Genomic DNA, 21,780 nt, shown 5'->3' with positions numbered 1-21,780 from the left:
ATGAAATTGTGATATACTGGGAGCGGTAGCTCCCTGCGCTGCTCTGATAATCACACACCTCTTCGTGGTGAGCAGTAGGCAACGATCTTATGATCGGCTGAGATGTGAAGGAATAACAATGAGAGATAGAAGGTGAAAAGTATGGAGGTTAGAGAAGTTTCTCGACTACTTGATTCAATGTGTTGGCAAAAAGTGCATCAGGGAGACGCTGTGAGAGTAGCACCTATCGATTATAATGCACTTATGCTAGATGAATTAGAACAGATTGAAAATTTTTCGCCGAATTGTAAAGATGAATTGAAATGTCTCAGCCATTGCATTCGACGATATTTATGGAAAAACAATACAGAAAAGTTGTGGAAGCTGATTACTAGACTGAATATCTTAACGAAGGTTTTAGCGGACATCTTTTCGCCAGAAGAATATTGGAATCAGAATACGATAATTGACTATGTAAAGCATCTGTACAGTAAAAGACTTATTATTGGAGTTACAGATGAAGAAATCTATGATAGAATAATAGATTCTATCCAAATTGCAGGAGCAAGAAGTATAATTGATGAAAAGTGGAGTGAGGTTCTGAAATCTGATGATGGAAGCAGGACGTTCATAGAGCTTTTTGATGATATATTTACAAATGCAATAGAGAAATACGAAGCAGAATTTATCTGTTCACTTGCTGATACAGATGTTCTTTACAGAATGGTTACGGAGACGATGTGTAATGAAGATAGATTTATACCGTGGCCAAACAAGGCACAGAATAGATGGAATCCTCCTGGAAAGACATATCTGTATCTCTCTTACGGAACAGAAGATTTAGACTATAATGCAGAACTCAAAGTAGGACAGTATATATGTCTGCTTGAATGTAAATTGAAGAGTGCAGTTGATACATGTTTCTGTAGATTCAAGGCGGTAAATGGTGGCCGGATTTTAGATTTGTCGTATAATGATATAGAATTGTATTCAATACGGCGTGATATAGAGAGTCAAGCAAATAATCATGTCCATTCTATGCTTGATCTTCTTTTATCGGATGAAGATCTGCTTAGACATAGAGATGATCAAGGTTATGTCAGAAGACGGATTGAGCAAACAATGGAAGCACATCCATTAGATAGATCTCTTATTGAAAAGAATAGTGTGAAGCAAATTCTAAAACTCATTTGTAGTTGTATCTACAAAAAAGTTGATGAAAATGATGCCGATGGTAAAGAAAAAGCCTATAAATCTTTTCAAATTCTGGCTAAATATCTTGAGGGAAAAGGAATAACGGGTATTATCTATCCGTGTACGAGAACTAACAGAATAAAAGGAAAAAATGTGGTCCTTTTCAATATTCATGATGCAGTGCCTATTATTGGAAGCATAACTCAGTATCACTACAATGGCGCAGTATAATGTTGCCCTCATATCCACACAGTGCTATACTTAAACAACTATAAAAGGAAAGAGGTTATCACCTATGCCCAGAACTAAAGGTAGCAAGAATAAGCTCAAAACTGTGACTGCTGATTTTGCAACGCAGATTGCAGAAAAGCAGTCCGCAAAGGAAGCACTCGCATCTGAGATCGCATCCATCACTGCCAACATTGACACTTTGAAGGCTGACCTAAAAGAGAAGAAGACTGCTTTGAAGAAGGCCGAAAAAGAAGTGGCATCCCTGGAAGCGAAGAAGGCAAAGGAAGATGCTAAGGCCGCAGAGGAAGCAAAGAAAGCAGAGGCGGAATCCGTTCTAAAGAAATTGCTTGCCGCGGGCATGAGTGCCGATGAGATCCTCGCTAAACTGAAATAAACAAGAACCCAAGAAAAAAATGCCGTGTGTGGAACACAGGCTCCTCCAGGAGCTGGAGCGCACACGGTATATTTTGAGGGTTGATATATAGTTTATAACGAAAATAAAATGAGAATTAAAGAGATGGAGTGTGAGAATAATGAACTTATCTAAAATACACCACATCGCGATCATCGTATCCGACTACGAAGCCGCAAGGGAGTTCTATGTGAACAAGCTGGGCTTTGCTGTCATTCGGGAAAACTACCGCCCGGAGCGTAAGGACTGGAAGCTGGATCTTCGTGTCAATGAACACACGGAGCTGGAGATTTTCGCTGAGGAAAATCCTCCGAAGCGTGTGAACCGCCCGGAGGCCTGTGGGCTGCGTCACCTTGCGTTCTGCGTTGAGAGCGTGGAGCAGACAGTGAATGAACTGGCGGAGGTAGGCATTGAATGTGAGCCAATTCGTGTGGATGATTACACCGACAAGAAGATGACTTTCTTCCATGACCCGGACGGACTGCCGTTGGAGCTGCACGAGTAAAATGAAGAAAACAAGAAAACCAGGCGGTGGCCGGAAGAAGTTGAAGCCAGAGTACGATGCCGGGAAAAATCTGAAAGAGCAGATGGAAAGTGCTGTGGCACTTTATGATTCTGAGATGTCCTTGCAGGCCATTGCAGATGCTCTAAACCTTAACCCCATCAAAGTAAGAAAGCTGCTCATCACGGCCGATGTGTATGAATCTGAAGTGGCGGAGAAGGTGCAAGCTACCTTTCAAGAATACCGTGAAACACAAGACTACAAAACCTCTATACTCTCAACTGCAAACACTCTGAAACTTTCCAAAGCCTCCGTCACCTCGTACCTGCCATATCGGAAAGGTGTGTACTTCCCAAGCACAGCAGAAAAAGGGAAGATCAGTGTCGGAGCAGAGCGGCAGCGGAGATATAGAGCAATGAAGCGGTGGAGGGATGAGCCAACAGAAGAGAGCTTCTGGGGAGCGGTTCTGGCCTATGCTGGTGTGAAATTCAAAACCTACTCTGGCTTACCATTCTCTTACGAAATTAAAAAAGGTAGGAATGGCGAGTACACAAAAGAGCTGTGGATTGACCGCCGGGAGAAGAGTAAAAGTCTAGCGTGGAGTTCAGTGCTGCTGGCGCTGAAGAATATTAAAGGAGAAGTGGTAGACCGCCCGAAAGCTCTGGGCGATATCCGGGGAGTGACTTACATCTACGGAATATTCTATCGGTTCGGATTGATCGATGTGCCGGATGAAGTGAAGGAGAAGATGGGGCATCCGAAAGACTGCAAAAAATAGGTTGCTATGTGCAAAAGTCTACGGTAAGATGTGCCGTAACTGAGGATGTGAATCTCAGTTGGGAAGGATGGTAGCATTATAGAAAAATTGAAGGAAATGCTGGAGGAGTATTTGAAAAAAACAGAGCCGAAGTATTACCCGCCAGTGGAGAATCTGCTGGATCTGATCTACGAGCATTACACGGAAAACAACCCAGTAGAGAAAAACACAGTTGCCGGGAAGACAGCAAAGGAAAAAGAAAAGGAACTGGAAGAATGGTTGCGTGGCTTGGAAGGTATGGATAGGCTGGTAGATGACTACGTCGGAGATAAGATTCCACTCTGGGAGAAGATTATGGACCGGCAGGGGACGGTGTGCTGCACATGGGAGAAGACCGCTTTTGAGGAAGGTCTGAAAGTCGGAATACGACTCATGATGGAAGTATATAGTTTGTGACGGAAATAAAATGAATTCCTGAATTTCAAAAAAGCCCTCGCTTGTTACGGCGAGGGCGTGTGTTCTTATTTTTCAGGCTTTTCAGCTTTTTTCTTCTTCGGTGCAATTTTGTGGCCTGAGTAGATTGCCATACCCATGCAGACCAGAGAGCCACAAGCGAAATACTTGTGAGCCTGCATCAGCTTTTTGCAGCCCGTGTAGAAGCATCCTGCCATGCAGGCAAGTGCGCCAAGTGACCAATATTTATGTGCTTTCATTTTGTGTGTCCTCCTTATCTTCTTTCTGTATTTTGAGCAATTCCTCGATTTCCGTTTTACTCGCCGGCCGTACTGCCTTTTTATTATCGTGTGCTACCGCTCCGCAGTCGGGGCATCGATCCGGCAGTTTCTCAGCAGAGAAGCAGTAGCGGCAGGAATCGCAAAAGTAGTAGTTCAAGTCATATTCACCCCAATCTCTAATATATCCTCAAATGCAATAATGGTCGGCAGCTCTTTGCCGGTATCATTTATAAATCCTGTGTAAATTCGTAGTTCTTTGTTTATCACATCCACAGCATCCAGTACTCCGGCTATATCTTCATAGTAGCCGTCCGTGAAATATTTTATTGTGATCTCTTGACCTTTCCAAAGCTGGCTGATCTTTTGATTTAGAACTTCCTTACCTTCTTCAGACAATTCGATTCTATTTCCTTTAAGGTGATCTCTGCCCTCGGAAGTAATCTCATCCTCATAGCCTCGTAAGGCGGCAAACGGAGAGAAGATTTTAGCTCGATTTGACATCGGCATACGGGGATGATTATGTGGCGGCTCCGGGCGGGAGGCATGGAGGATTTTGCCATACTTACTTTGGACGGCCCTGCCTTCCGGTGTGTTCTTGTAGTCCATGTTCTCCCTCCTTACTTGGCCTTGTGGCCGCCTATCTGCTGATTTCTTTCTCTCATCGTTGCACCATCCAGATAGTTAGTTCCTTTTAGTACGGCGTTTTTGCCGAACTTCTTCTTGAGACCCAGCATCGCATTTTGCAGCTTTTTCTCTTTTTCCAACTTGGTCGTGTCCGTGAATAGGTCAACTTGGAAGAATCCCTCATCTTTGATCACACGGTTGGCAGCTATTGTGATCCGTCTTACCGTCAGGGTTTTATCAGCTATTCTCTCGAACAGCTCAGTTGTGGCAGATATCAGGATGCTTCCGAGGTTGGTCGGATTATCCAGTTTTGTGCTGCCATGAGCACCTTTCGGAACAGTGCGGCCGTAGTGGTCAATGTGTACCGGACCTCTGTACTTGCCGCTGTCACAGTTTTCACGGTCATAGCCCACATCCAGTGTCAGGCTGTCCGTAACCAGACCTTTGTCCGTCAACTGTAATACTAAGCTGTCAGCCATCTCCATGACAATGATTCTGGCTTTGTCATATGGGTAAGGGCAGGAGAGTACCTGACCTTCGGAGATGCTGTTGGTGCTGGGCTTGTAGGCCTTGATCTCTTTCATACCGCAGGGTTCCAGCCCCCAAGCATGATCAATCAGCAGTTCGGAGTCAACACCGAATTCCTTATATAAGATATCCTGATTGACGGTACTGAAATAGGCCAGCTCGCCCATCGTATGGATGCCGTGCTTTTCTAGCCGCTTGACGGTGCCGGGACCAGTCATCCAGAAGTCTGTGAGCGGCTTGTGATCCCAGAGGAGATAGCGGAAGCTCTCTTCATCCAGTTCAGCGATGCGGACTCCGTCCTTGTCAGGCGCAGCGTGTTTGGCAGTGATGTCCATTGCCAGCTTCGCCAGATATAGATTGGTACCAATCCCGGCGGTGGCAGTGATGCCGGTCGTATAAAGCACTTCCCGGATCATTGTCATGGCAAGGTCGTGTGCGGTCATATTATAGTGGGATAGGTACGAGGTGGCATCGATAAATACCTCGTCAATGGAATATACCACGATGTCCTCTGGCGCGATGTATTTCAGATAGATGCCGTAAATCTGCCGCGACACCTTTTCATAATACGCCATCCGAGGCGGTGCAACAAGGTAAGAGAGTTCGAGTGACGGGTCGGCGGCAAGGGATAAGGAATCATAGGAGGCAGAGGAGAAGGATGGCTTACCGTCCTTATACATAGCTTTTCTTAATCGTACCGCTTCCCTTAACCGATTCGCATTGACCTCTTTGACCTTCTGCACGACCTCGAACAGTCTGGCGCGACCCGGAATGCCATAGGCTTTCAGGGAAGGAGACACAGCGAGACAGATAGTTTTCTCAGTGCGGGAGGAATCTGCCACGACCAGATTTGTGGTAAGCGGGTCGAGGTGACGAGCGGCGCATTCCGCACTCGCGTAATAGCTTTTAAGATCTATCGCAAGATATGTGCGTTGCATCGTGTGATTCCCCCTTTCTATGTGCTCGTGTTATTTTGCTGTTAATGTCCGGCTCTCTCGACGAACCACCGGCCTAACCGACCGTTGAAGCGTGGATCAAGGTGCTCAAAGAACAGGTGCTTTTCCTGCCCTTGGATGAGTACAGTAAAGCAGTCACCGGAGTAACTGTTATCGGCAGTCCCGGCAGGACGGAAGTCGCGCACTGTTTCGATTGGGAAGGTACGTCCATCCGACCATGTGATCGATGTCGGCTGCATATAGCCTGTAGAATCAAAGTCGGAGGATACCTTTACATAGACTCGTTCTTTTGTCATAAGCAGTCACCTCCATGTTTAATCGTAGCTTTTAGAGCAATTCTTCATGGAATCTTTCAGAAAGTTGCTCTTAAGCTCTGGCACAGCAGGAAGTTGGTACCCTTTTGCGGTAAGAATGTTCAGTTTAAAATCAACAAAGTTTTTTTCGATTCCAGCCACCTGTGCGATCTCCTCAAGGGTGGCGAATCCTGTATGCGTGTATTGAAAGTCCTGCAGAAGCTCGTGATATTTCAAGGCACGGTATGTGCTGGAGCAGTGGGGTGGCAGAGAAGCCTCCATCTGAAGCCTGTCAGCGTTGAATTCATAGAAGCCGATTGGTTTCAGTACATCATCATCTGACAACAGCAGTTCAGCAGCAAACGTATTCGCCCTGCGTTCTGCTTTTGCGTTGCTGAGACTATAAAAATATGTATCTTGGAAAGCCTGACCGGATGCCGCATGTTTCCGGTCAAAGATAGCGTGCCCAAGTTCATGAGCCAGTGCGGATCTGCGTTGCTGCTTTGAGCAGTTTGGATTGATGCCGATGTATTCGCAATTTAGAAGCACCGTGTAAAACCCAAGGAGCTCTTCGCAGAACCGGATGTCTTTAATTTTAATGGCGCGCTGGGCAATGATAGCTTCCGGGTCATTGCTTTTGTATCGGCGGCTTACAGCGTCGGCGGCAGTAATAGCAAAGTTGTCCAACAGCGACTCCTTTCCTCTGCAATTCAATTACAGATATTTTTTAGGAGTAAACTTTTTTGCCTCTTCTTTTGCGTCAAGGAAGAGGGCTTCCATTTCCTTAATGAAATTAGCCTGATCTTCTTCGGACAGCTCGCCGCCTGCAAAAAGGGCAGAGGTCTGTTCTTTTATTTTCTTTGCCTGCGCTACACCGCGGGAGCCATACTTCTTACGGACATCAGCGTAGAATTGGTCATCGCTGAGTTCCTTCTGGAAGGTGGCATCATCCATAAAGTAGTCGGTCGTGACACCAAGAGCAGCAGCAATCTTCTGGATTGCGTCCACGCTTGGTTCGCGTTCGCCGGCTTCGATATAGCGGATGGCACGATCAGACATGGATGCTCGTCTGGAGAGTTCGGCCATGCTCATACCTTGTGCGGTTCGCAGAGCTTTGATCTTTTCGCCGTTGGTTGCATTCGGTGTAAGTGCAGTGGCTGCCTCAGCCCGGACATCCTGTGTGTCTAGTAAGTTCGTATCTTTTTTCATGTCATGCCTCCATGTGGGATATTTTGCTGTTTTTTGCCGGAAGGGAAAGTTGCCGGTGAGAAGCAGCAATTTTTTTTGTAAAGCCTACTTGACAAGGAACAACTGTTCCTATATACTAAGAACAACAGTTCGTGAACTTCTGTTCCTATAATACAATAGAAGGTTGTATAAGTCAAGAGGTGATAGCAAAAGATTTTAATATGAAGATAAGTTGTTGGTGATGCATCAAAAACATGATACGCAACACAAGGCAACAATATGCAATAAATTTTGCGTAACATATTGACAAGATATTATCTGTTGCATATAATAAATGTACGCAACAGATGCAACATGAGCGATTGGAGGCGATAAGATGGATGACCAGAAGAAAGTGGCTCTGAGCGAAGAAGAAATCAGCCGGTACCCGGAGAACGTCCAGGAGGCACTTCGTCAGGGGCTACCATTAAATATAATCTATAGGAACTTGGCAACACAGTACAGCCGGATAAAACCACCCGATAAGGATCTGCTGGCAGAGTATGTTGTTAGAGCTAAGGGACCTGAGCGGAGTATGAGGCAGTTTGCAGAGGAAATTGGTGTAAACGCTTCGACTCTATCCAGAATTGTGAACAAAAAAACAGCGGGTGCAAATTCGGATAGTTTAATTGCAGACATTGCGGCGCACGCTGATAAGAATTGTGGGATTACGTTTGAGATGCTGATGCAGGCACATGGAATGTGCTCGTCGGGGAATATGCGGAATCGATTGGCTCATGGCACGGAGATAGAAAGTGTCTATGAGGATATTATTATCAAGGCGCTTTTAAACAGGGGATATAGTGTGGCTCGTTTAGAGCCGGAATATCATAGGACGATTGCAGGAGGTTTCGTCTTTGATATGGAACTCAAAACCGATGCTATTCCGAGGGGAGATGGCATTTGGGGGTTTGAATTTTGTAGAGTGCAAACTCCACCTCACGGAGTAAACGCACATATTGGTGCGATGAAAGCAATGAATGTTATGAGACGATTGTCGAGGGTTGCTGGACTTTTTGCTGATTATCAGTATAAATATGATCGAGTATCAATAGTAGTTAACGATAGCGAGGCGTTCTGTGAGATTCAGAAGAGGCTTGAACAATGCTATTTGAAAATTGAAGTAACAATTATTCTCATCAATTTGGAAACAGGAGACGTAGATGATGAATTTATGGTTCCTTGGATTGGTGAGGCAAAATGTGAGTCAGTATTTACCCCACTACCAGAGCCGGAAGAAAAGGAGACAGATGATGCTGCTTGGTGGGATGATGACATTGATGATCCAGAATAGGAGGACAGTCTATGGCAAGTGAATATGAGATTAGAAATGAAGATGGACAATTATTCTGCAAGTGCCAAACTGGCGATGGTGATGTTCGCCTTGTTACGAAAAATTGTAGCATATCCATGCGGGAATTTATTCTCAAGGTGCATGATCCTATACATGGACATCGGGGGAAAATGAGACGTCACAAAGAGATAAAAGATAGAATTTTTTAATAGCAGATATTCTAGGTGACCCTGCAGTGCGGCCGCAATAGAAGGTAGAGAAGCCCTATCAATTATTGCGCAGGCATGAGCCTTAATCGCACTGAATATCAGAGGAAACCAGATTTATATTTAGCACATCTGTGCATTTCACTGCTGCTTGTGAGCAATACCATGTGGCTTGGAAACCACAAAGAGTGGAGCCGGAGCAGACAGGATTACATACTTACAACTTGGATAATATTTAGGATATAGCAATGCTATACAACCAAGGGATAAGTGTGTCATTCTGTCTGTTCCGGCTTTTTTGTTCTCTAGGAGTAAAAATCACAGCAGAATCGTTAATGTACATAATTCTGACAAAAACCTGTAGTGAAATTGCAGATTTCAGCGCGAAATACGCAATCTGTTTCGATGTCAAAAAAGACACAAACAGGATATTATGAAGTAGAAGCACGAAAGAGGAAGGAGGTGACCTTGTTGGCGAAAGTCTGGAAATCGGATCAGAAAATCATTGGCGAGAACATAAAGAAAGCACGAAAGGCGGCGAAACTGACCCAGGAGCAGTTTGCAGAGGAAATGGGCGGAAGCTGCAGCAACAAGGTCATTTCCCGATACGAAAAAGGTGAAGTCGAGATGGGAGTTCAAACTCTCATCGACATAGCAGAGAATTTGGAGGTTCCGGTTGACTCATTGATGCCGGAGCGGGTGCAGGTACATACAGAGCCAGAAGATGATGAGATGAGCAAGCTGTTCTCAGGATTGAATGCAGAGAACAAGGAGATGCTGCTGAAGATGGCGCGTATGATGGCACAGAACGAAGCATTAAAGATGGCAATATGATCCACACGGTCGAGAAAAAACGGCGGTGTGGATTTTTTTTGCCCATTTTTAGAAGCTCGATAGAAAAATCTACAAATATGTGGATTTTTGAGAGCTGGATTCCTATTTGCAGGGGAGGTGGTTCCCTGCTCATCCTGTTATCATATAGTCAGTTCAAGGGACAAGCCCACAGAGCCAAAACGAAAGCACCTGTCGGCAGTACCTCGGACAAATAAAAAAATATCGTAAGCCCGATTCTAGAGCAGGCGAAGGATACCATAAGCAATCTGACAGCACAGCAGAGCTATTTGCTGGAGCTGGAGGACTGAACATGGGATCATTCTAATCTTCTTTAGAACCGGGCTTTTTGCGCCTTTTGACCGCAGAGTCTGTCCGTTTCATGAGGATGCGGCGAATCTGCCATGTATGTTCTTCAAAGCCAGAGCTTTCAGTATCCTTCCCTCCCAGAAGTCCGGGGGAAAGGACAAAACAATGATGAACATGATGACTGGAGCAGTAGCAATCAACGGTGGAGTAGGTGTGATGGAGATCCATCAACCGCAGGTGGCAGTCAGCCAGATGGCAGCAAGCGCGGCACAGGCTGCAGAGCAGGTGGCTCTCAACGCACATATCACCCTGCGTGAGCTGAAGACAAAGATCGATACTGTGGTGGAAAAGAAACTTCCGACCTTTAAGACCCTTATGGAAAAGGAGCCGGTGGCAGTGGCACAGACAATGGTAAATGGAGCAAAGCTGACTGCTTATGAGAATGGCTATGCGGTGTATGAGGTGGATGGCTCCCATACAGTCATGGCGGTGGATCGCTGCAACGATTACCGCTATGACTTTACGGATGGGACCTACGAGGTGATCCCGGCAGAAGCATTCGAGGATGTTGAGTGGAGTGTCCGTCTGCTGATGGAAGGTGAGCGTCGGATGGAGCATAACCTGAATAAGCGTGTGGCAGATTCAGAAAATGTTTCCCTGGAATGTGACGGCTCTGACTGGTCTGCAGCCGTTATGGTGGATTTTCTGGATGAAGACAATGCAGAGATGCTGGCTGACAGGGAGCTTCGCCGTTTGTACGCGGCTATGAGCAAGCTCACTGAGCGTCAGACCGAGGTGATCCAGCTTTACTTCTATAAAGGTATGACGCTGCAGGAGATTGCAGAAGAGCTGGGGATAACAAAACCGGCTGTCCATTATGCGATGAAGGGTGCTCTCAAAAAAATGAGAAAAAGTTTTTGAAGAACTACTTAACTTTTGCCCCAAAACGGTGGTCTTTATGAGAGGGCCACCTCTCAAGTACATCGACAGGAGGAAAAACCTATGAATGCAGAACGCATGAATATGGCGAATGCAACCGCCAAGATAGAAGGTTCTAAGGAGGCTCGTCCGCCCGGCGGTTTCCCGCTGGCATCAGCACCGAAGAAGATTTTTATCTGCTCGCCGTACCAACCGACGGCAAACGATCCGCCGTGCAGGAAGGCGCAGCTGGAGGCAAACATCCAGAGGGCAAAGACGGCCTGCAGGATTCTTGCCACAATTGGAGTCCTGCCACTGGCTCCGCATCTGTATTTTACTCAGTTCTTAAAGGATGAGGACGCACAGGAGCGTGCGACAGGAATCCGATTCGGAATGGAGTGGCTGGAAGCAGCGGATGAAGTGTGGGTGTTCGGCGAAACTATATCCGAGGGGATGGCGGCGGAGATCAAGAGAGCACATGAGCTGAAGAAGCCTGTTTGCAACCTCCCAGAGCCGGGACGCATGGTCGAACTGCTTTTGAAGAGACTTTCCGAGCAGTATCACATACCAATGGAAGATAAAACCGAAGAGCAGCAGGAAGCTGCAGAAAGTGAGGAAGACAATGGAGAATAAGAACGAGAAGAGCATGACTCTGGAGGAAATGATCAGCGAGATGCTGAAGGATGCCAAGGTGGTAAAGGTTCCGCTTACTGCCAAGGCAGAGGAAAAAACGGAAACTCAGGAGCAGAATAAGCCGATGCCGGCACGCCCGTCTGGTGTTCCGTTCCTTTCGCTCAGCATCAAGAACCTGCACCTCCACATGGATGAGCGTATGACCTCGTACAACTACGGTTTCGGACAGGAGCCGGATGCTGAAGCAGATGACCCGGTAGAGGACATCGACTTCGATGAGATGCTGGCTCACATCCACAAGGAAACCGGTCTGTGCGAGAAGGTCATTCTGGCAGTCCTGAAGGCACAGGCCGATTATCTGGATGACCTGTGGGGGGATGAGGAAGAAACCGGAGAGGAGGCAAACGCATGATGGACGAACTGAATGCTTTGAACGCTCCGAAAAAAGTCGTGGACGGTCTGGTCGAGGTCTTTGACGGTCTGGCGCAGATGTTTGCCGGCGTATCCGAGCAGCTGGATATGCTGGCGGCAAATGCAAAGACGGAGGACGAGCTGGAGCTTCCGGTGGCAGAGCAGCCGGTACTGCCTGTAACAGAAAAGAAAGGCCCGGCGGTTTCGCATCCCCGTAAGAAGCCGGTCAAGAAAATCAAAAAGGTGGAAGAGACGGCTACTTCGGCCATCGAGGAAACCGTAGAGGTGCCTGTGGTAGAAGATTCTGGCGAGGCAGAGGAAGCAGTGAACTCCGAGAGTTCAGAAACCGCAGAGAACGAGTATCCGGTGGATGATGCGGATGCGCTGCCGTGGGAAGAAGATACCGGCCAAAAAGAAGTATCGTCTGATAAAACCACGGACAAGGACACACCTGCTACCAAAGAGGAAACACAGTCTGCGGTGACGATCACCAAGGATGAGATCACGGCGGTCATTGTCGCCAAGATCAAGAAGAAGCGTGATAACAACGAGAAGATCGGTCAGCTTCTGAAGACCTACGGTGTGGCCCAGCTGTCTGACCTGCCTGCAGAGAAGTACGAAGCATTTCTGGCAGATGTCTCCCAGATTTAAGGGAGGTCATCATGCCGGAAGTACATGCAATCCTTTCTGCTTCCAGTTCGAAGAGGTGGCTGAATTGCACGCCATCTGCAAGGCTGGAGCAGAACTTTCCAAATGAATCCTCAGTGTATGCCGAGGAGGGAACTGCCGCCCATGCGCTGGGCGAGTATAAGCTGCGGAAATATCTGCATGAACGGGTGAAGCGCCCAACCTCTGAATATGAGGATGAGGAGATGGAAGCGAACACCGATATCTATGCGGAGTTCATCATTTCCACGGTGGAGCGCATCAAGGAGACCTGTCCGCATCCACTGGTCATGGTGGAGGAACGGCTGGATTACAGCTACCTGGTTCCATCTGGCTTTGGTACCGGTGACTGCGTGATCATCGCAGATGGGACGCTCTACGTTATGGACTACAAGAACGGCAAGGGCGTGTTCGTAAACTGTGAACATAATCCGCAGATGATGCTATATGCCCTGGGTGCTTATCACGCCTACGGATATCTGTACAGCATCAAAAAGGTGTCTATGACCATTATCCAGCCGAGACTGGAAAATATCTCAACGTTTGAATGCAGTGTGGAGGAACTGCTGGACTGGGCAGAGACCTATGTCAGACCGAGGGCAAAGCTGGCCTTTGAAGGAAAAGGCGAGCAGGTTCCCGGGGACTGGTGCCGGTTCTGTCGTGCCAGAACTTCCTGCAAAGCCTGTGCCGATGAAGCAATGGCTCTGGTGAAAGAAGAGTTTCTGGATCTGGATGCCGGCGTGCTGGAGGATGAAACCGAGGAAACAGATGCAACAGCATCCTTTGACCCGGACACCTCCGTGCCGACCTTTAAATCCCCGGCACTGCTTTCCAAGACAGACATTGAGAAGATGCTGCCGACCCTGAACCGTATCGAATCCTGGATCGAAGCTATCTTTGCCTATGTCAGTTCCGAGGCCATCAATCATGGTGTCAGCTGGGATGGGTATAAGGTGGTCGAAGGCAGGAGCAAGCGGCAGTTCCTTGATACGAAATCGGTGGTAGCCGCTGCAGAGAAGGCTGGATACACCGATATTTATAAGACGGAGCTGATCTCCCTGACAGCCTTTGAAAAGCTCATGGGAAAGAAAAAGTTCCAGGAGATTCTGGGAGAGTATGTGGTCAAGCCGCCAGGTAAGCTGGCACTTGTCCCGGATTCGGACCCCAGAGAAGCAGTCGATCTGCAGACTGCGGAAGATGAATTTGCTGTCCTCGACTGAGGGCAGCAGCAATACACAAAACAGATTGATGGAGGATTTTTATTATGGCTAACAAGATTTCCAGTGCAACTAAGGTCGTGATTCCGTGCCGTATCTCTTTCGCAAACATTTTTGAACCGAAGAGCATCAACGGCGGCGAGGCTAAGTATTCCGTTTCCTGCCTGATCCCGAAGGAGGACAAGAAGACCCTGCTGGCGATCCACAAGGCAGTGGAGGCAGCCAAGGAGGATGGCAAGACCCGTAAGTGGGGCGGTAAGATCCCGCCGAACCTGAAGCTGCCTCTGCGTGACGGTGACATCGACCGTCCGGACGATGAGAATTATCAGGAGCATTTCTTTGTGAATGCCTCCAGCAAGGATGCGCCGCAGGTCGTGGATCGTCATGTCCAGCCTGTGACGGACCCGATGATGGTATACTCCGGCTGCTACTGCAACGTCAGTGTGAACTTCTACGCTTTTAACGCCAATGGCAACCGCGGTGTGGCTGCCGGCTTGGGGAACGTACAGTTCGTCAAGGATGGTGACCGTCTGTCCGGCAAGGCATCGGCAGAGTCTGATTTTGACGCGCTGGACGATGAGGATGTTCTGGGCGGCGATGCCGGTGAGGAACTGCCGGATTACCTTCGCTAAGAGAAATACAGATAAGTAACCGTGCCGGGGGATGCCAGAGTGTCCTCCGGCTTTTTACATCGAATAGAGGTGAGATATTTGAAAGAAACGCTGATCGATATTGAGACCTACAGCGAGGTGGACATCGGAAAATGCGGCCTGTACCGTTATGCCACAGACCCCAGCTTTGAGATCCTGCTGGTAGCATGGGCAACCGATGAAGGGGACGGTTTTGGCGAGACCAGGTGTGCAGACCTTGCATCGGGAGAACCGCTCCCGGAAGAGCTGCTGGAGGATTTTCAGTCTGGAAATGTGCGCCTGATCGCCCACAATGCTTCCTTTGAGCGGGTCTGTTTTTCCGTGCATCTGCAAAGACATCTGCCGGGACAGTATCTGAAACCCGGAGAGTTCCTGTCGCCAGACAACTGGATCTGCACGATGGTTATGGCGGCATCGTTGACTCTGCCAATGGCTCTAAAGGATGTTGGAGCCGTGCTGAAGACCAGCCAGCAGAAAGATAAGGAAGGCGAGCGGCTGATCAAGCTGTTTTCCATGCCCTGTAAGCCAACGAAAAGCAATGGAATGCGTACCCGGAATCTTCCGGAGCATTACCCCGCTGACTGGGAGAAGTTTAAATATTACTGCATTCAGGATGTCAACACCGAGGTGGACATTTATAAGAGGCTGAAGAAATTCCCGATGCCGGAGCAGGAGTGGAAGCATTACCGGGTCAATGAGCGTATCAATGACCGGGGCGTAAAGATCGACACGGAACTGGTGCAGCAGGCCATTGCCTGTGATCTGATGCTCTCAGATGCTATGAGTAAGAAAGCCTACGAACTGACCGGGCTTGAGAATCCCAATTCTGTGTCACAGCTGAAGTCATGGCTGGATGAGCGTGGCATCCCGATGGACACGCTTGGCAAAAAGGATGTAGCGCAGATGATCGAGGAACTGGACAAGAACGGAGTGGATGCCGAGGCAATGGACATGCTGAAGCTACGGCTTCAGATGGCGAAAAGTTCTGTGAAGAAATACCAGGCGGCAGAACGCTGTGTCTGCTCAGATGGCAGAGCCAGAGGGCTGTTCCAGTTCTATGGAGCCAGCCGCACAGGTCGGTATTCCGGCCGGAATATCCAGTTGCAGAATCTGCCGCAGAACCATATTTCCACGCTGGATGAGGCGAGGGAACTGGTAAAGCTGGGGTGCTTTGATATGGTCGAGACCATCTACGGCAACACCCCGGATGTGCTTTCCCAGCTGATCCGAACCATGCTGATCCCAAGAGAGGGCTGTGAGTTCATCGTGGCCGACTTCTCCGCCATCGAAGCCCGTGTGCTTGCATGGGAAGCCGGGGAGGACTGGCGGCTGGAAGCCTTTCTGGAAGGGAAGGACATCTACTGTGCCTCTGCTAGCCAGATGTTTCATGTGCCGGTGGTGAAGCACGGCATCAACGGAGAGCTTCGGCAGAAAGGAAAGGTGGCAGAGCTGGCCTGCGGCTATGGCGGTTCTTCCGGCGCACTCATCAGCATGGGTGCTCTGCAGATGGGTCTGAAAGAAGAGGAACTGCCGGAGATCATCGATTCTTGGCGGGAAGCTAATCCGAAGATCGTCCAGTATTGGTGGGATGTGGAGAAGGCGGCAACGCAGGCATTCAAGACCGGAAAGTGGCAGGAGATCGGCAAGCTGGCATTTGAGTTTTATTCCGGTACGCTCTGGATGCTGCTGCCTTCCGGCAGAAAGCTGGCGTATCTGAAGCCGAGACTTCAGCCGAACCGCTTCGGTCGCATGAGCCTGACCTATGAAGGAGTGGGGCAAAACCACAAATGGGCCAGACAGGAAACCTACTCCGGCCGGCTGGTGGAGAATGCGACACAGGCGATTGCCCGTGACATTCTGGCAGAAGCAATGGCCCGGATGGAAGGCTATGGCCTGAATATCGTCGGTCATGTTCACGATGAGGTCATCATCGAAGCACCCAAGGATCAGTACACAGTGGAGGAGGTCTGCAAGCTGATGTCCGTTAACCCGGAGTGGTGCAAGGATCTTCCTCTGAATGCTGCCGGATATAAGGGCAGCTACTACTTCAAGGATTAAAGGGGGAGCAAGATGCCTCATGTTCTGAAAATGAAGGACGGAAAACTTCTGACATCCTTTGGCATCCGGGATCTGCTGGATGCGGTGCAGGACTATGCCGGAGAGGAACTTCGCCGGGAGATCGAGGAATATATCGAAACTAATGTGCAGGATATCGATGATTACGAAAAAGAGTACGACCGCATGGAACAGGAGAAAGAACGCCTGGCTGACCATCAGCGGTCGGTCCTCTGTGACATCCGGGACGAGGTGGATGCTCTGGACACACTCCTGCAAGATACCCGGCTGAACCGTAGACGTATGCAGGGTGCTGTTCGGATCATCCAGCAGATGATCAACCGGGAATTGTAAGCACTTGTAGTTATAAAAACACGGCGTTTTTGTCGGAAGGACACGGACGCATAAACAGGCGTATAAATATGCGCCGCAGAGATAGAGAGGAAAATTGCTATGAAAACAGGAAGAAATTTGCAGGAAGTCCTGGTCGAACTGAACCGTCAGAATCAGGCCAAGCAGGATTTTATCAGCCCGGCGCAGGGAATGCGCCTCCGGGAAGATGGACACACCTTCGAGATCAATCATCTTACAACCAGCCAGCAGGAGGTGTTTGGTACGACCTCGCTGTTCCATCGTCAGGTGGCATCAGCACTGGGTATCCCGGCCAAATACTATGATCTCATGCAGAAAGAAAAGCCGGAACTGCTGGCAGAGAATGTGAACAGCTGGTTTGCGGACAAGCCCAGCTCTTACATGGTCCGCTCTATGGATTACGGTGCCGGACAGGTAGCCCGTGCGCTGCTGTCGGAACGCTATCGCCGTATCGACAACATGGAGATTGCCACAGCTGTCCTGCCGCTGTTTGCAGGCAACGACCAGTACGAGGTCATGTCCTGCGAGGTGACGGAGAACCGTCTGTACCTCAAGGTGGTCAATCACCGTCTGGAGATGGAAGTCCGCAAGGGCGACATCGTCCAGGCTGGCGTGATGATCTCCAACTCCGAGGTCGGTCTGGGAGCCGTGTCGATTCAGCCGCTGGTATACCGTTTGGTCTGCACCAACGGCATGGTGGTCAATGACATGGGCGAACGCCGTCATCATGTGGGCCGGCAGGCAAAAGCAGTGGAGGACAGCTTTGTCCTGTATTCGGATGAGACGATGGAAGCAGAGGACAAGGCATTCCTGCTGAAACTCCGCGATACCACGATGGCTGCCATTGATGAGGCTCGCTTTTCCCAGGTGGTCGGCCGCCTGCAGGAATCTATGGCAGTGCCGATCACCGGCAGGGTACAGGATGTGGTGCAGCTGACTGCCCAGAGCTATGGCATCAATGCCGAGGAACAGGAAGGTATCCTCAAGTACCTCATTGAAGGCGGAGACCTTTCTCTGTACGGTCTGTCCAATGCGGTGACCCGTGCATCGCAGGATGTTGTTTCCTATGACCGTGCTACCACACTGGAGGGCATTGGCTGGCAGGTTGCCACGATGGAGCCGCAGCAGTGGAAGCAGATCAATCAGTGAGGTGACGGTATGGAAGATGTCATTCACTGGATCACAGAACACAAAGAGGAAGGATCTCTGAACAGGAAAGTCAGCCACAGCCACCCGGACCCGACTGCCAATGAAGCTATCGGCAATGTGGTTCGGGAAGAGCGCAGGAAGAAGCACCAGAAAAGGAAACACCCGAAAAGGGAATGTCAGGAAAAGAAACGCCCACGCATCGGTGTCTGGCGGGCAGAGGAGGCGAAGCCGGATGAGGGAGAATGAAGTCGAAAAGCAGTTTGTGGAAGCAGTCAGGGCCGCCGGTGGGCAGGCCCTTAAATTCACCAGTCAGAGCATGAACGGTGTGCCGGATCGACTGGTCTTGCTGCTTGGCAGCAAGTGTGCGTTTGTGGAACTGAAAGCTCCCGGAAAGCAGATGCGTATCCTCCAGAGAAAACGCAGACAGCAGCTGGAGGCACTGGGTTTCCCGGTATTCTGCGTAGACCGCCCGGAACAAATCCAAACTGCTATCCATGCGTTGCTTCGCTGGAAACCGGGTGAGCCTATCCCGCAGGGAATCGGTGCGAATATCCCGGAGATGCCGGAAGTTACGCTGCCACAAGGAAATACACAAAGCGAGGAGCCGGAAACACGGGCACAGGATGCCGGGGAGGAGGTGATGCCCAAATGAAGTTCATTCCTCATGATTATCAGAGTTACTGTACGGAGTATATCAAAACACACCCGGTCGCAGCCCTTTTTCTGGATATGGGCTTGGGTTAAGGAAAGACCGTTATCACATTGACGGCCATCAAAGACCTTATGCTGGAGACCTTCGAGGTCAGCAAGGTTCTGATCATTGCGCCGCTGCGTGTGGCCCGTGATACATGGCCGGCAGAGATCGAAAAGTGGGATCATCTGCAAGGCCTGGATATTTCTGTCATCGTAGGTGATACAAAGACTCGCATTGCAGCACTCCACCATCCGGCGATGATCTATGTCATCAACCGTGAAAATATCAAATGGCTGGTGGAGTATTATGAGAAAAACGGAATGCGCTGGGATTTTGGCATGGTCGTGATCGATGAGCTGTCATCGTTCAAAAACTACCAGTCCCAGCGTTTTAAATTCCTGCGGAAAGTCCGCCCGTATGTGAAACGATGGGTCGGATTGACCGGCACCCCTTCTTCCAATGGTCTCATGGATCTTTGGGCGGAGATCGGGATTCTGGATGGCGGGGAGCGACTTGGCAAATTCATCGGCCGGTACAGGGAGGCTTATTTCAAGGCTTCTTCCATGAATCCTTCCACGGGTGTTGTGTTCCAATACAAGCCCAGAGAAGGAGCAGAGGAGCTGATCTACCAGCGGATCTCGGATATCACGATTTCTATGAAAGCACTGGATTACCTTCGTATGCCGGACTGTATTCCAAGCCGGTACGAGGTGGAGATGAACACGCAGGAACGGGAACTCTACGATATGCTTCGGAAGGACCTGTTAATCCCGCTGAAAGATGGTGACATAGATGCTGCCAATGCCGCATCACTGACAGGAAAGCTGTTGCAGATGAGCAATGGTGCTGTCTACGACGAGAACGGAAAAGCCCGCATCATCCATGACCATAAGCTGGAGGCGTTGGAAGACCTGATCGAAGCCGCCAACGGGCAGCCTGTTCTGGTGGCGTACTGGTTCAAGCATGACCGCCAGCGCATCATGGAGCATCTGGCAAAGCAGAGGATTCCGGTACGGGATATCAAGAGCAGCACCGACATCAGGGACTGGAATGCCGGGAACATCCCGGTTGCCCTGATTCACCCGGCATCGGCCGGACACGGTTTGAACATCCAGCAAGGCGGACACATCCTGATCTGGTTTGGATTGACATGGAGCCTGGAATTGTATCAGCAGACCAATGCCAGACTCTGGCGGCAGGGGCAGACGGATGTGGTCACCATCCACCATATCATCACCAAGGACACGGTGGACGAGGATGTCATGGCGGCTTTGGAGCAGAAGGACATGACACAGGAAAAACTGATCTCAGCGGTCAAGGCACAGCTGGGGAGATAGGAGAGAATATGAAAAAGTATCTGTTTTTGAATGCAGAGGACCGCCGTCCGGCAGAGGAGAGCGATTATCGTTATAAAAAGTCCAAGCCGGTAACGGCAATGAAAGCCAAAAGAGATGAGGAGGGATTCTTCATCCCCTGGGCAATGTTTCGGCCGATTGGCGAAAAGGGACTTCTTTGTGAGCTCTTTGGTGCGAACCCGATCCGCAGGGCAGCAGACCTGCGGATGAACCGTGATCTTCTCATGAAGGAAGCCTATGAGCATGAAGTGGAACTTCTGATGTGCCATATCCGGGCAAGTGAGCTCTGGATGCAGCAGGAATTCTGTAAGGAAGAACAGGCTATGGAACTGTATCAGAAATCCAAGATCCAGAATATGCCCAAGCTCACCCCGGACGGAAAACGAAAGGTCCTGCTGGATGCACTCACATGGAAATACGACTGTGTCCAGCAGTACAAAAAGATCTGTTTTCAGTTTGCAGAGGCGGTCATTGCAAGGGAAAAGAGCCAGAATTTGAGGAATGCGAACCGGGAGCACTTTATCGAGCAGTTCATCAAGAAAGCAAATGAACTGCCGGAAGCAAACCGCCGTTTGCTGGATCTTTTATATGAGACTGCGTGGCACACGATCTATGTTTTCAAGTACGGAACTGCTCCGGAGAAGGTGCCGGCACCATGGTATGACAGGATGGGAGGCGTTGAAAAATGAGCAGAGTAAGAAGTGCTGCAAAAGTTGCTGTCAGTGAAAATACTGCCTGCTATGAGAACCTGGCAAATGCCATCATCCTGCAGGCGGTCAAGGATTATAAGTGGGCGCTTCACCGGCTGGATGTCAATCCAAAGAACCGGGATGCGATGCACGAGAAAGAAAGATTGGAACGATTCTTTCATTCTCCGTGGTATGAGGCGCTTACGGATTTGGATGCAGACCGGCTGATCGAAGGGGTGCAGGAGCGGGTGCGTCAGGAAGCAGCCAAGCGACGAAAGAAGAAAGCCACCGTGGAGGCGTCCAGCTAAAAACCAATTGGATCGGTCAGAAAGGAGGACGAACTATGGCTGAGGAAAAGAATGTGGCATCTGCCGCAAAACCTGAACAGGTGGATTGTCTGGAGCTGGTCAAAAAACTGGCCGATTCCTACCGCTGTTTGATTCGCAGGCGGGAACTGCTCCGACAGCAGTATGAAGAATCCAAATCGTGGTTTTACACGAAAGAAGAGATTATCTATAAACTGTCACAGGGCGCACATGAGGAATCCGAGCGGGTACAGACAAGCGGACTGTCGAACCCGGTGGAACGCACGGTCCTTAATTGCGATAAGGTGCTGGCATCCATGAACCGGGAAGTGCAGACACAGCGCACAGAGCAGTTTCTGGAGCCTTACTATGAGGTTTGTGAGCAGATCGAACTCTTTGAGATCGGGCTTCGCAGTCTGCGCGGCCAGACCCGGCTTGTGGCGGAGCAGTTGTTTGTGGATGGGAAGAAGCAGTCGGAGATTACGGGGGCGGAAGGGAAATTGCTGACCCGGAGAATGGTAGTCCGGGAGAAAGAAAATGCCCTTATTGGAATGGCCGACACAATTGGCCGCTATCAGAGGAGGTGATA

The 21,780-nt window shown here is 49.4% G+C and carries 28 protein-coding genes and 1 pseudogene; 23 read left to right on the top strand and 6 right to left on the bottom strand.

Annotation, left to right across the window (positions count from 1 at the left end):
* Window positions 1-141: 141 nt before the first annotated feature.
* The 5 genes from PGW42_RS01120 (at window position 142) to PGW42_RS01100 (ending at window position 3,531) form a co-directional block, all read left to right on the top strand.
* Window positions 142-1,404 (top strand): hypothetical protein, encoded by a 1,263-nt coding sequence (locus PGW42_RS01120; RefSeq protein WP_270203450.1) that lies wholly within the window; start codon window positions 142-144, stop codon window positions 1,402-1,404.
* Between the two features lie 64 nt (window positions 1,405-1,468).
* A complete protein-coding gene (locus tag PGW42_RS01115; RefSeq protein ID WP_119250883.1) occupies window positions 1,469-1,798 on the top strand; it encodes a hypothetical protein in 330 nt (109 codons plus the stop codon).
* 139 nt (window positions 1,799-1,937) lie between these two features.
* A complete protein-coding gene (gloA2, locus tag PGW42_RS01110) occupies window positions 1,938-2,321 on the top strand; it encodes an SMU1112c/YaeR family gloxylase I-like metalloprotein (protein ID WP_270235102.1) in 384 nt (127 codons plus the stop codon).
* 1 nt (window position 2,322) lies between these two features.
* Window positions 2,323-3,096 carry a hypothetical protein gene (locus PGW42_RS01105; protein WP_270235094.1) on the top strand — a complete coding sequence of 258 codons (774 nt, stop codon included), beginning with the start codon at window positions 2,323-2,325 and terminating at the stop codon, window positions 3,094-3,096.
* Window positions 3,097-3,207: 111 nt separating this feature from the next.
* Complete coding sequence (locus PGW42_RS01100) at window positions 3,208-3,531, top strand: hypothetical protein (protein ID WP_270203428.1); 324 nt, start codon at window positions 3,208-3,210, stop codon at window positions 3,529-3,531.
* Window positions 3,532-3,596: 65 nt separating this feature from the next.
* Here PGW42_RS01100 and PGW42_RS01095 read toward each other — a convergent pair whose 3' ends face one another.
* The 6 genes from PGW42_RS01095 to PGW42_RS01070 form a co-directional block, all read right to left on the bottom strand.
* Window positions 3,597-3,788 carry a DUF6219 family protein gene (locus tag PGW42_RS01095; protein WP_055247149.1) on the bottom strand — a complete coding sequence of 64 codons (192 nt, stop codon included), beginning with the start codon at window positions 3,786-3,788 and terminating at the stop codon, window positions 3,597-3,599.
* Window positions 3,789-3,962: 174 nt separating this feature from the next.
* Entirely contained in the window at window positions 3,963-4,415 is a 453-nt protein-coding gene (locus PGW42_RS01090) for a YolD-like family protein (RefSeq protein WP_270203427.1), read from the bottom strand.
* 11 nt (window positions 4,416-4,426) lie between these two features.
* Window positions 4,427-5,899, bottom strand: coding sequence for a Y-family DNA polymerase (locus PGW42_RS01085; protein WP_270203426.1), 1,473 nt, complete (start codon window positions 5,897-5,899; stop codon window positions 4,427-4,429).
* A 41-nt stretch (window positions 5,900-5,940) separates the two neighbouring features.
* Window positions 5,941-6,213, bottom strand: coding sequence for a hypothetical protein (locus tag PGW42_RS01080; protein WP_270203425.1), 273 nt, complete (start codon window positions 6,211-6,213; stop codon window positions 5,941-5,943).
* Window positions 6,214-6,231: 18 nt separating this feature from the next.
* A complete protein-coding gene (locus tag PGW42_RS01075; protein ID WP_158575712.1) occupies window positions 6,232-6,897 on the bottom strand; it encodes an ImmA/IrrE family metallo-endopeptidase in 666 nt (221 codons plus the stop codon).
* A gap of 27 nt (window positions 6,898-6,924) precedes the next feature.
* Window positions 6,925-7,419, bottom strand: coding sequence for a helix-turn-helix domain-containing protein (locus PGW42_RS01070; protein ID WP_089984792.1), 495 nt, complete (start codon window positions 7,417-7,419; stop codon window positions 6,925-6,927).
* A 355-nt stretch (window positions 7,420-7,774) separates the two neighbouring features.
* On the opposite strand from PGW42_RS01070, the gene PGW42_RS01065 reads away from it, so the two are divergent.
* The 18 genes and pseudogenes from PGW42_RS01065 to PGW42_RS00980 all read left to right on the top strand — a co-directional run bounded on the left by PGW42_RS01065 (window position 7,775) and on the right by PGW42_RS00980 (window position 21,778).
* Window positions 7,775-8,731: a hypothetical protein gene (locus PGW42_RS01065; protein WP_161283985.1), complete on the top strand. Its 957-nt coding sequence runs from the start codon at window positions 7,775-7,777 to the stop codon at window positions 8,729-8,731.
* 11 nt (window positions 8,732-8,742) lie between these two features.
* Window positions 8,743-8,940 carry a hypothetical protein gene (locus PGW42_RS01060; protein WP_161283986.1) on the top strand — a complete coding sequence of 66 codons (198 nt, stop codon included), beginning with the start codon at window positions 8,743-8,745 and terminating at the stop codon, window positions 8,938-8,940.
* Between the two features lie 468 nt (window positions 8,941-9,408).
* Entirely contained in the window at window positions 9,409-9,771 is a 363-nt protein-coding gene (locus tag PGW42_RS01055; RefSeq protein ID WP_270203424.1) for a helix-turn-helix domain-containing protein, read from the top strand.
* Window positions 9,772-10,242: 471 nt separating this feature from the next.
* Window positions 10,243-10,998 carry a sigma-70 family RNA polymerase sigma factor gene (locus PGW42_RS01050; RefSeq protein WP_270203423.1) on the top strand — a complete coding sequence of 252 codons (756 nt, stop codon included), beginning with the start codon at window positions 10,243-10,245 and terminating at the stop codon, window positions 10,996-10,998.
* A gap of 81 nt (window positions 10,999-11,079) precedes the next feature.
* Window positions 11,080-11,628 (top strand): DUF7768 domain-containing protein, encoded by a 549-nt coding sequence (locus PGW42_RS01045; protein ID WP_270203422.1) that lies wholly within the window; start codon window positions 11,080-11,082, stop codon window positions 11,626-11,628.
* Window positions 11,618-12,040 carry a hypothetical protein gene (locus tag PGW42_RS01040; RefSeq protein ID WP_270203421.1) on the top strand — a complete coding sequence of 141 codons (423 nt, stop codon included), beginning with the start codon at window positions 11,618-11,620 and terminating at the stop codon, window positions 12,038-12,040. The genes PGW42_RS01045 and PGW42_RS01040 overlap by 11 nt, the downstream gene beginning before the upstream one ends.
* Window positions 12,037-12,690, top strand: coding sequence for a hypothetical protein (locus PGW42_RS01035; protein ID WP_270203420.1), 654 nt, complete (start codon window positions 12,037-12,039; stop codon window positions 12,688-12,690). Before PGW42_RS01040 ends, PGW42_RS01035 begins: the two co-directional genes overlap by 4 nt.
* A gap of 11 nt (window positions 12,691-12,701) precedes the next feature.
* Entirely contained in the window at window positions 12,702-13,925 is a 1,224-nt protein-coding gene (locus tag PGW42_RS01030) for a DUF2800 domain-containing protein (RefSeq protein ID WP_270203419.1), read from the top strand.
* Between the two features lie 44 nt (window positions 13,926-13,969).
* A complete protein-coding gene (locus tag PGW42_RS01025) occupies window positions 13,970-14,554 on the top strand; it encodes a DUF2815 family protein (protein ID WP_270203418.1) in 585 nt (194 codons plus the stop codon).
* A gap of 78 nt (window positions 14,555-14,632) precedes the next feature.
* Window positions 14,633-16,630, top strand: coding sequence for a DNA polymerase (locus PGW42_RS01020; RefSeq protein ID WP_270203417.1), 1,998 nt, complete (start codon window positions 14,633-14,635; stop codon window positions 16,628-16,630).
* A 12-nt stretch (window positions 16,631-16,642) separates the two neighbouring features.
* Window positions 16,643-16,981, top strand: coding sequence for a hypothetical protein (locus PGW42_RS01015; protein WP_270203416.1), 339 nt, complete (start codon window positions 16,643-16,645; stop codon window positions 16,979-16,981).
* Window positions 16,982-17,080: 99 nt separating this feature from the next.
* A complete protein-coding gene (locus tag PGW42_RS01010; RefSeq protein WP_270203413.1) occupies window positions 17,081-18,148 on the top strand; it encodes a DUF932 domain-containing protein in 1,068 nt (355 codons plus the stop codon).
* A gap of 9 nt (window positions 18,149-18,157) precedes the next feature.
* Window positions 18,158-18,394: a hypothetical protein gene (locus tag PGW42_RS01005; protein ID WP_107000250.1), complete on the top strand. Its 237-nt coding sequence runs from the start codon at window positions 18,158-18,160 to the stop codon at window positions 18,392-18,394.
* Entirely contained in the window at window positions 18,381-18,800 is a 420-nt protein-coding gene (locus tag PGW42_RS15885; RefSeq protein ID WP_330676957.1) for a VRR-NUC domain-containing protein, read from the top strand. The genes PGW42_RS01005 and PGW42_RS15885 overlap by 14 nt, the downstream gene beginning before the upstream one ends.
* Window positions 18,797-20,179, top strand: a pseudogene (locus PGW42_RS00995) (SNF2-related protein). Before PGW42_RS15885 ends, PGW42_RS00995 begins: the two are co-directional and overlap by 4 nt.
* Before the next feature lie 8 nt (window positions 20,180-20,187).
* Window positions 20,188-20,886, top strand: a complete 699-nt coding sequence (locus PGW42_RS00990) for a hypothetical protein (RefSeq protein ID WP_270203411.1) — start codon at window positions 20,188-20,190, stop codon at window positions 20,884-20,886.
* On the top strand, window positions 20,883-21,194 hold the full coding sequence (locus PGW42_RS00985; protein WP_270203410.1) for a hypothetical protein: 312 nt from the start codon (window positions 20,883-20,885) through the stop codon (window positions 21,192-21,194). Before PGW42_RS00990 ends, PGW42_RS00985 begins: the two co-directional genes overlap by 4 nt.
* A 35-nt stretch (window positions 21,195-21,229) precedes the next feature.
* On the top strand, window positions 21,230-21,778 hold the full coding sequence (locus tag PGW42_RS00980) for a hypothetical protein (protein WP_270203409.1): 549 nt from the start codon (window positions 21,230-21,232) through the stop codon (window positions 21,776-21,778).
* Window positions 21,779-21,780: the final 2 nt, after the last annotated feature.

Source organism: Coprococcus sp. TM115-187 (assembly GCF_027679115.1).
GTDB classification, from domain to species: domain Bacteria; phylum Bacillota; class Clostridia; order Lachnospirales; family Lachnospiraceae; genus Allocoprococcus; species Allocoprococcus comes.
The sequence above is the reverse complement of the archived record's forward strand: the minus strand, read 5'-3'. Positions and strand labels throughout refer to the sequence as shown.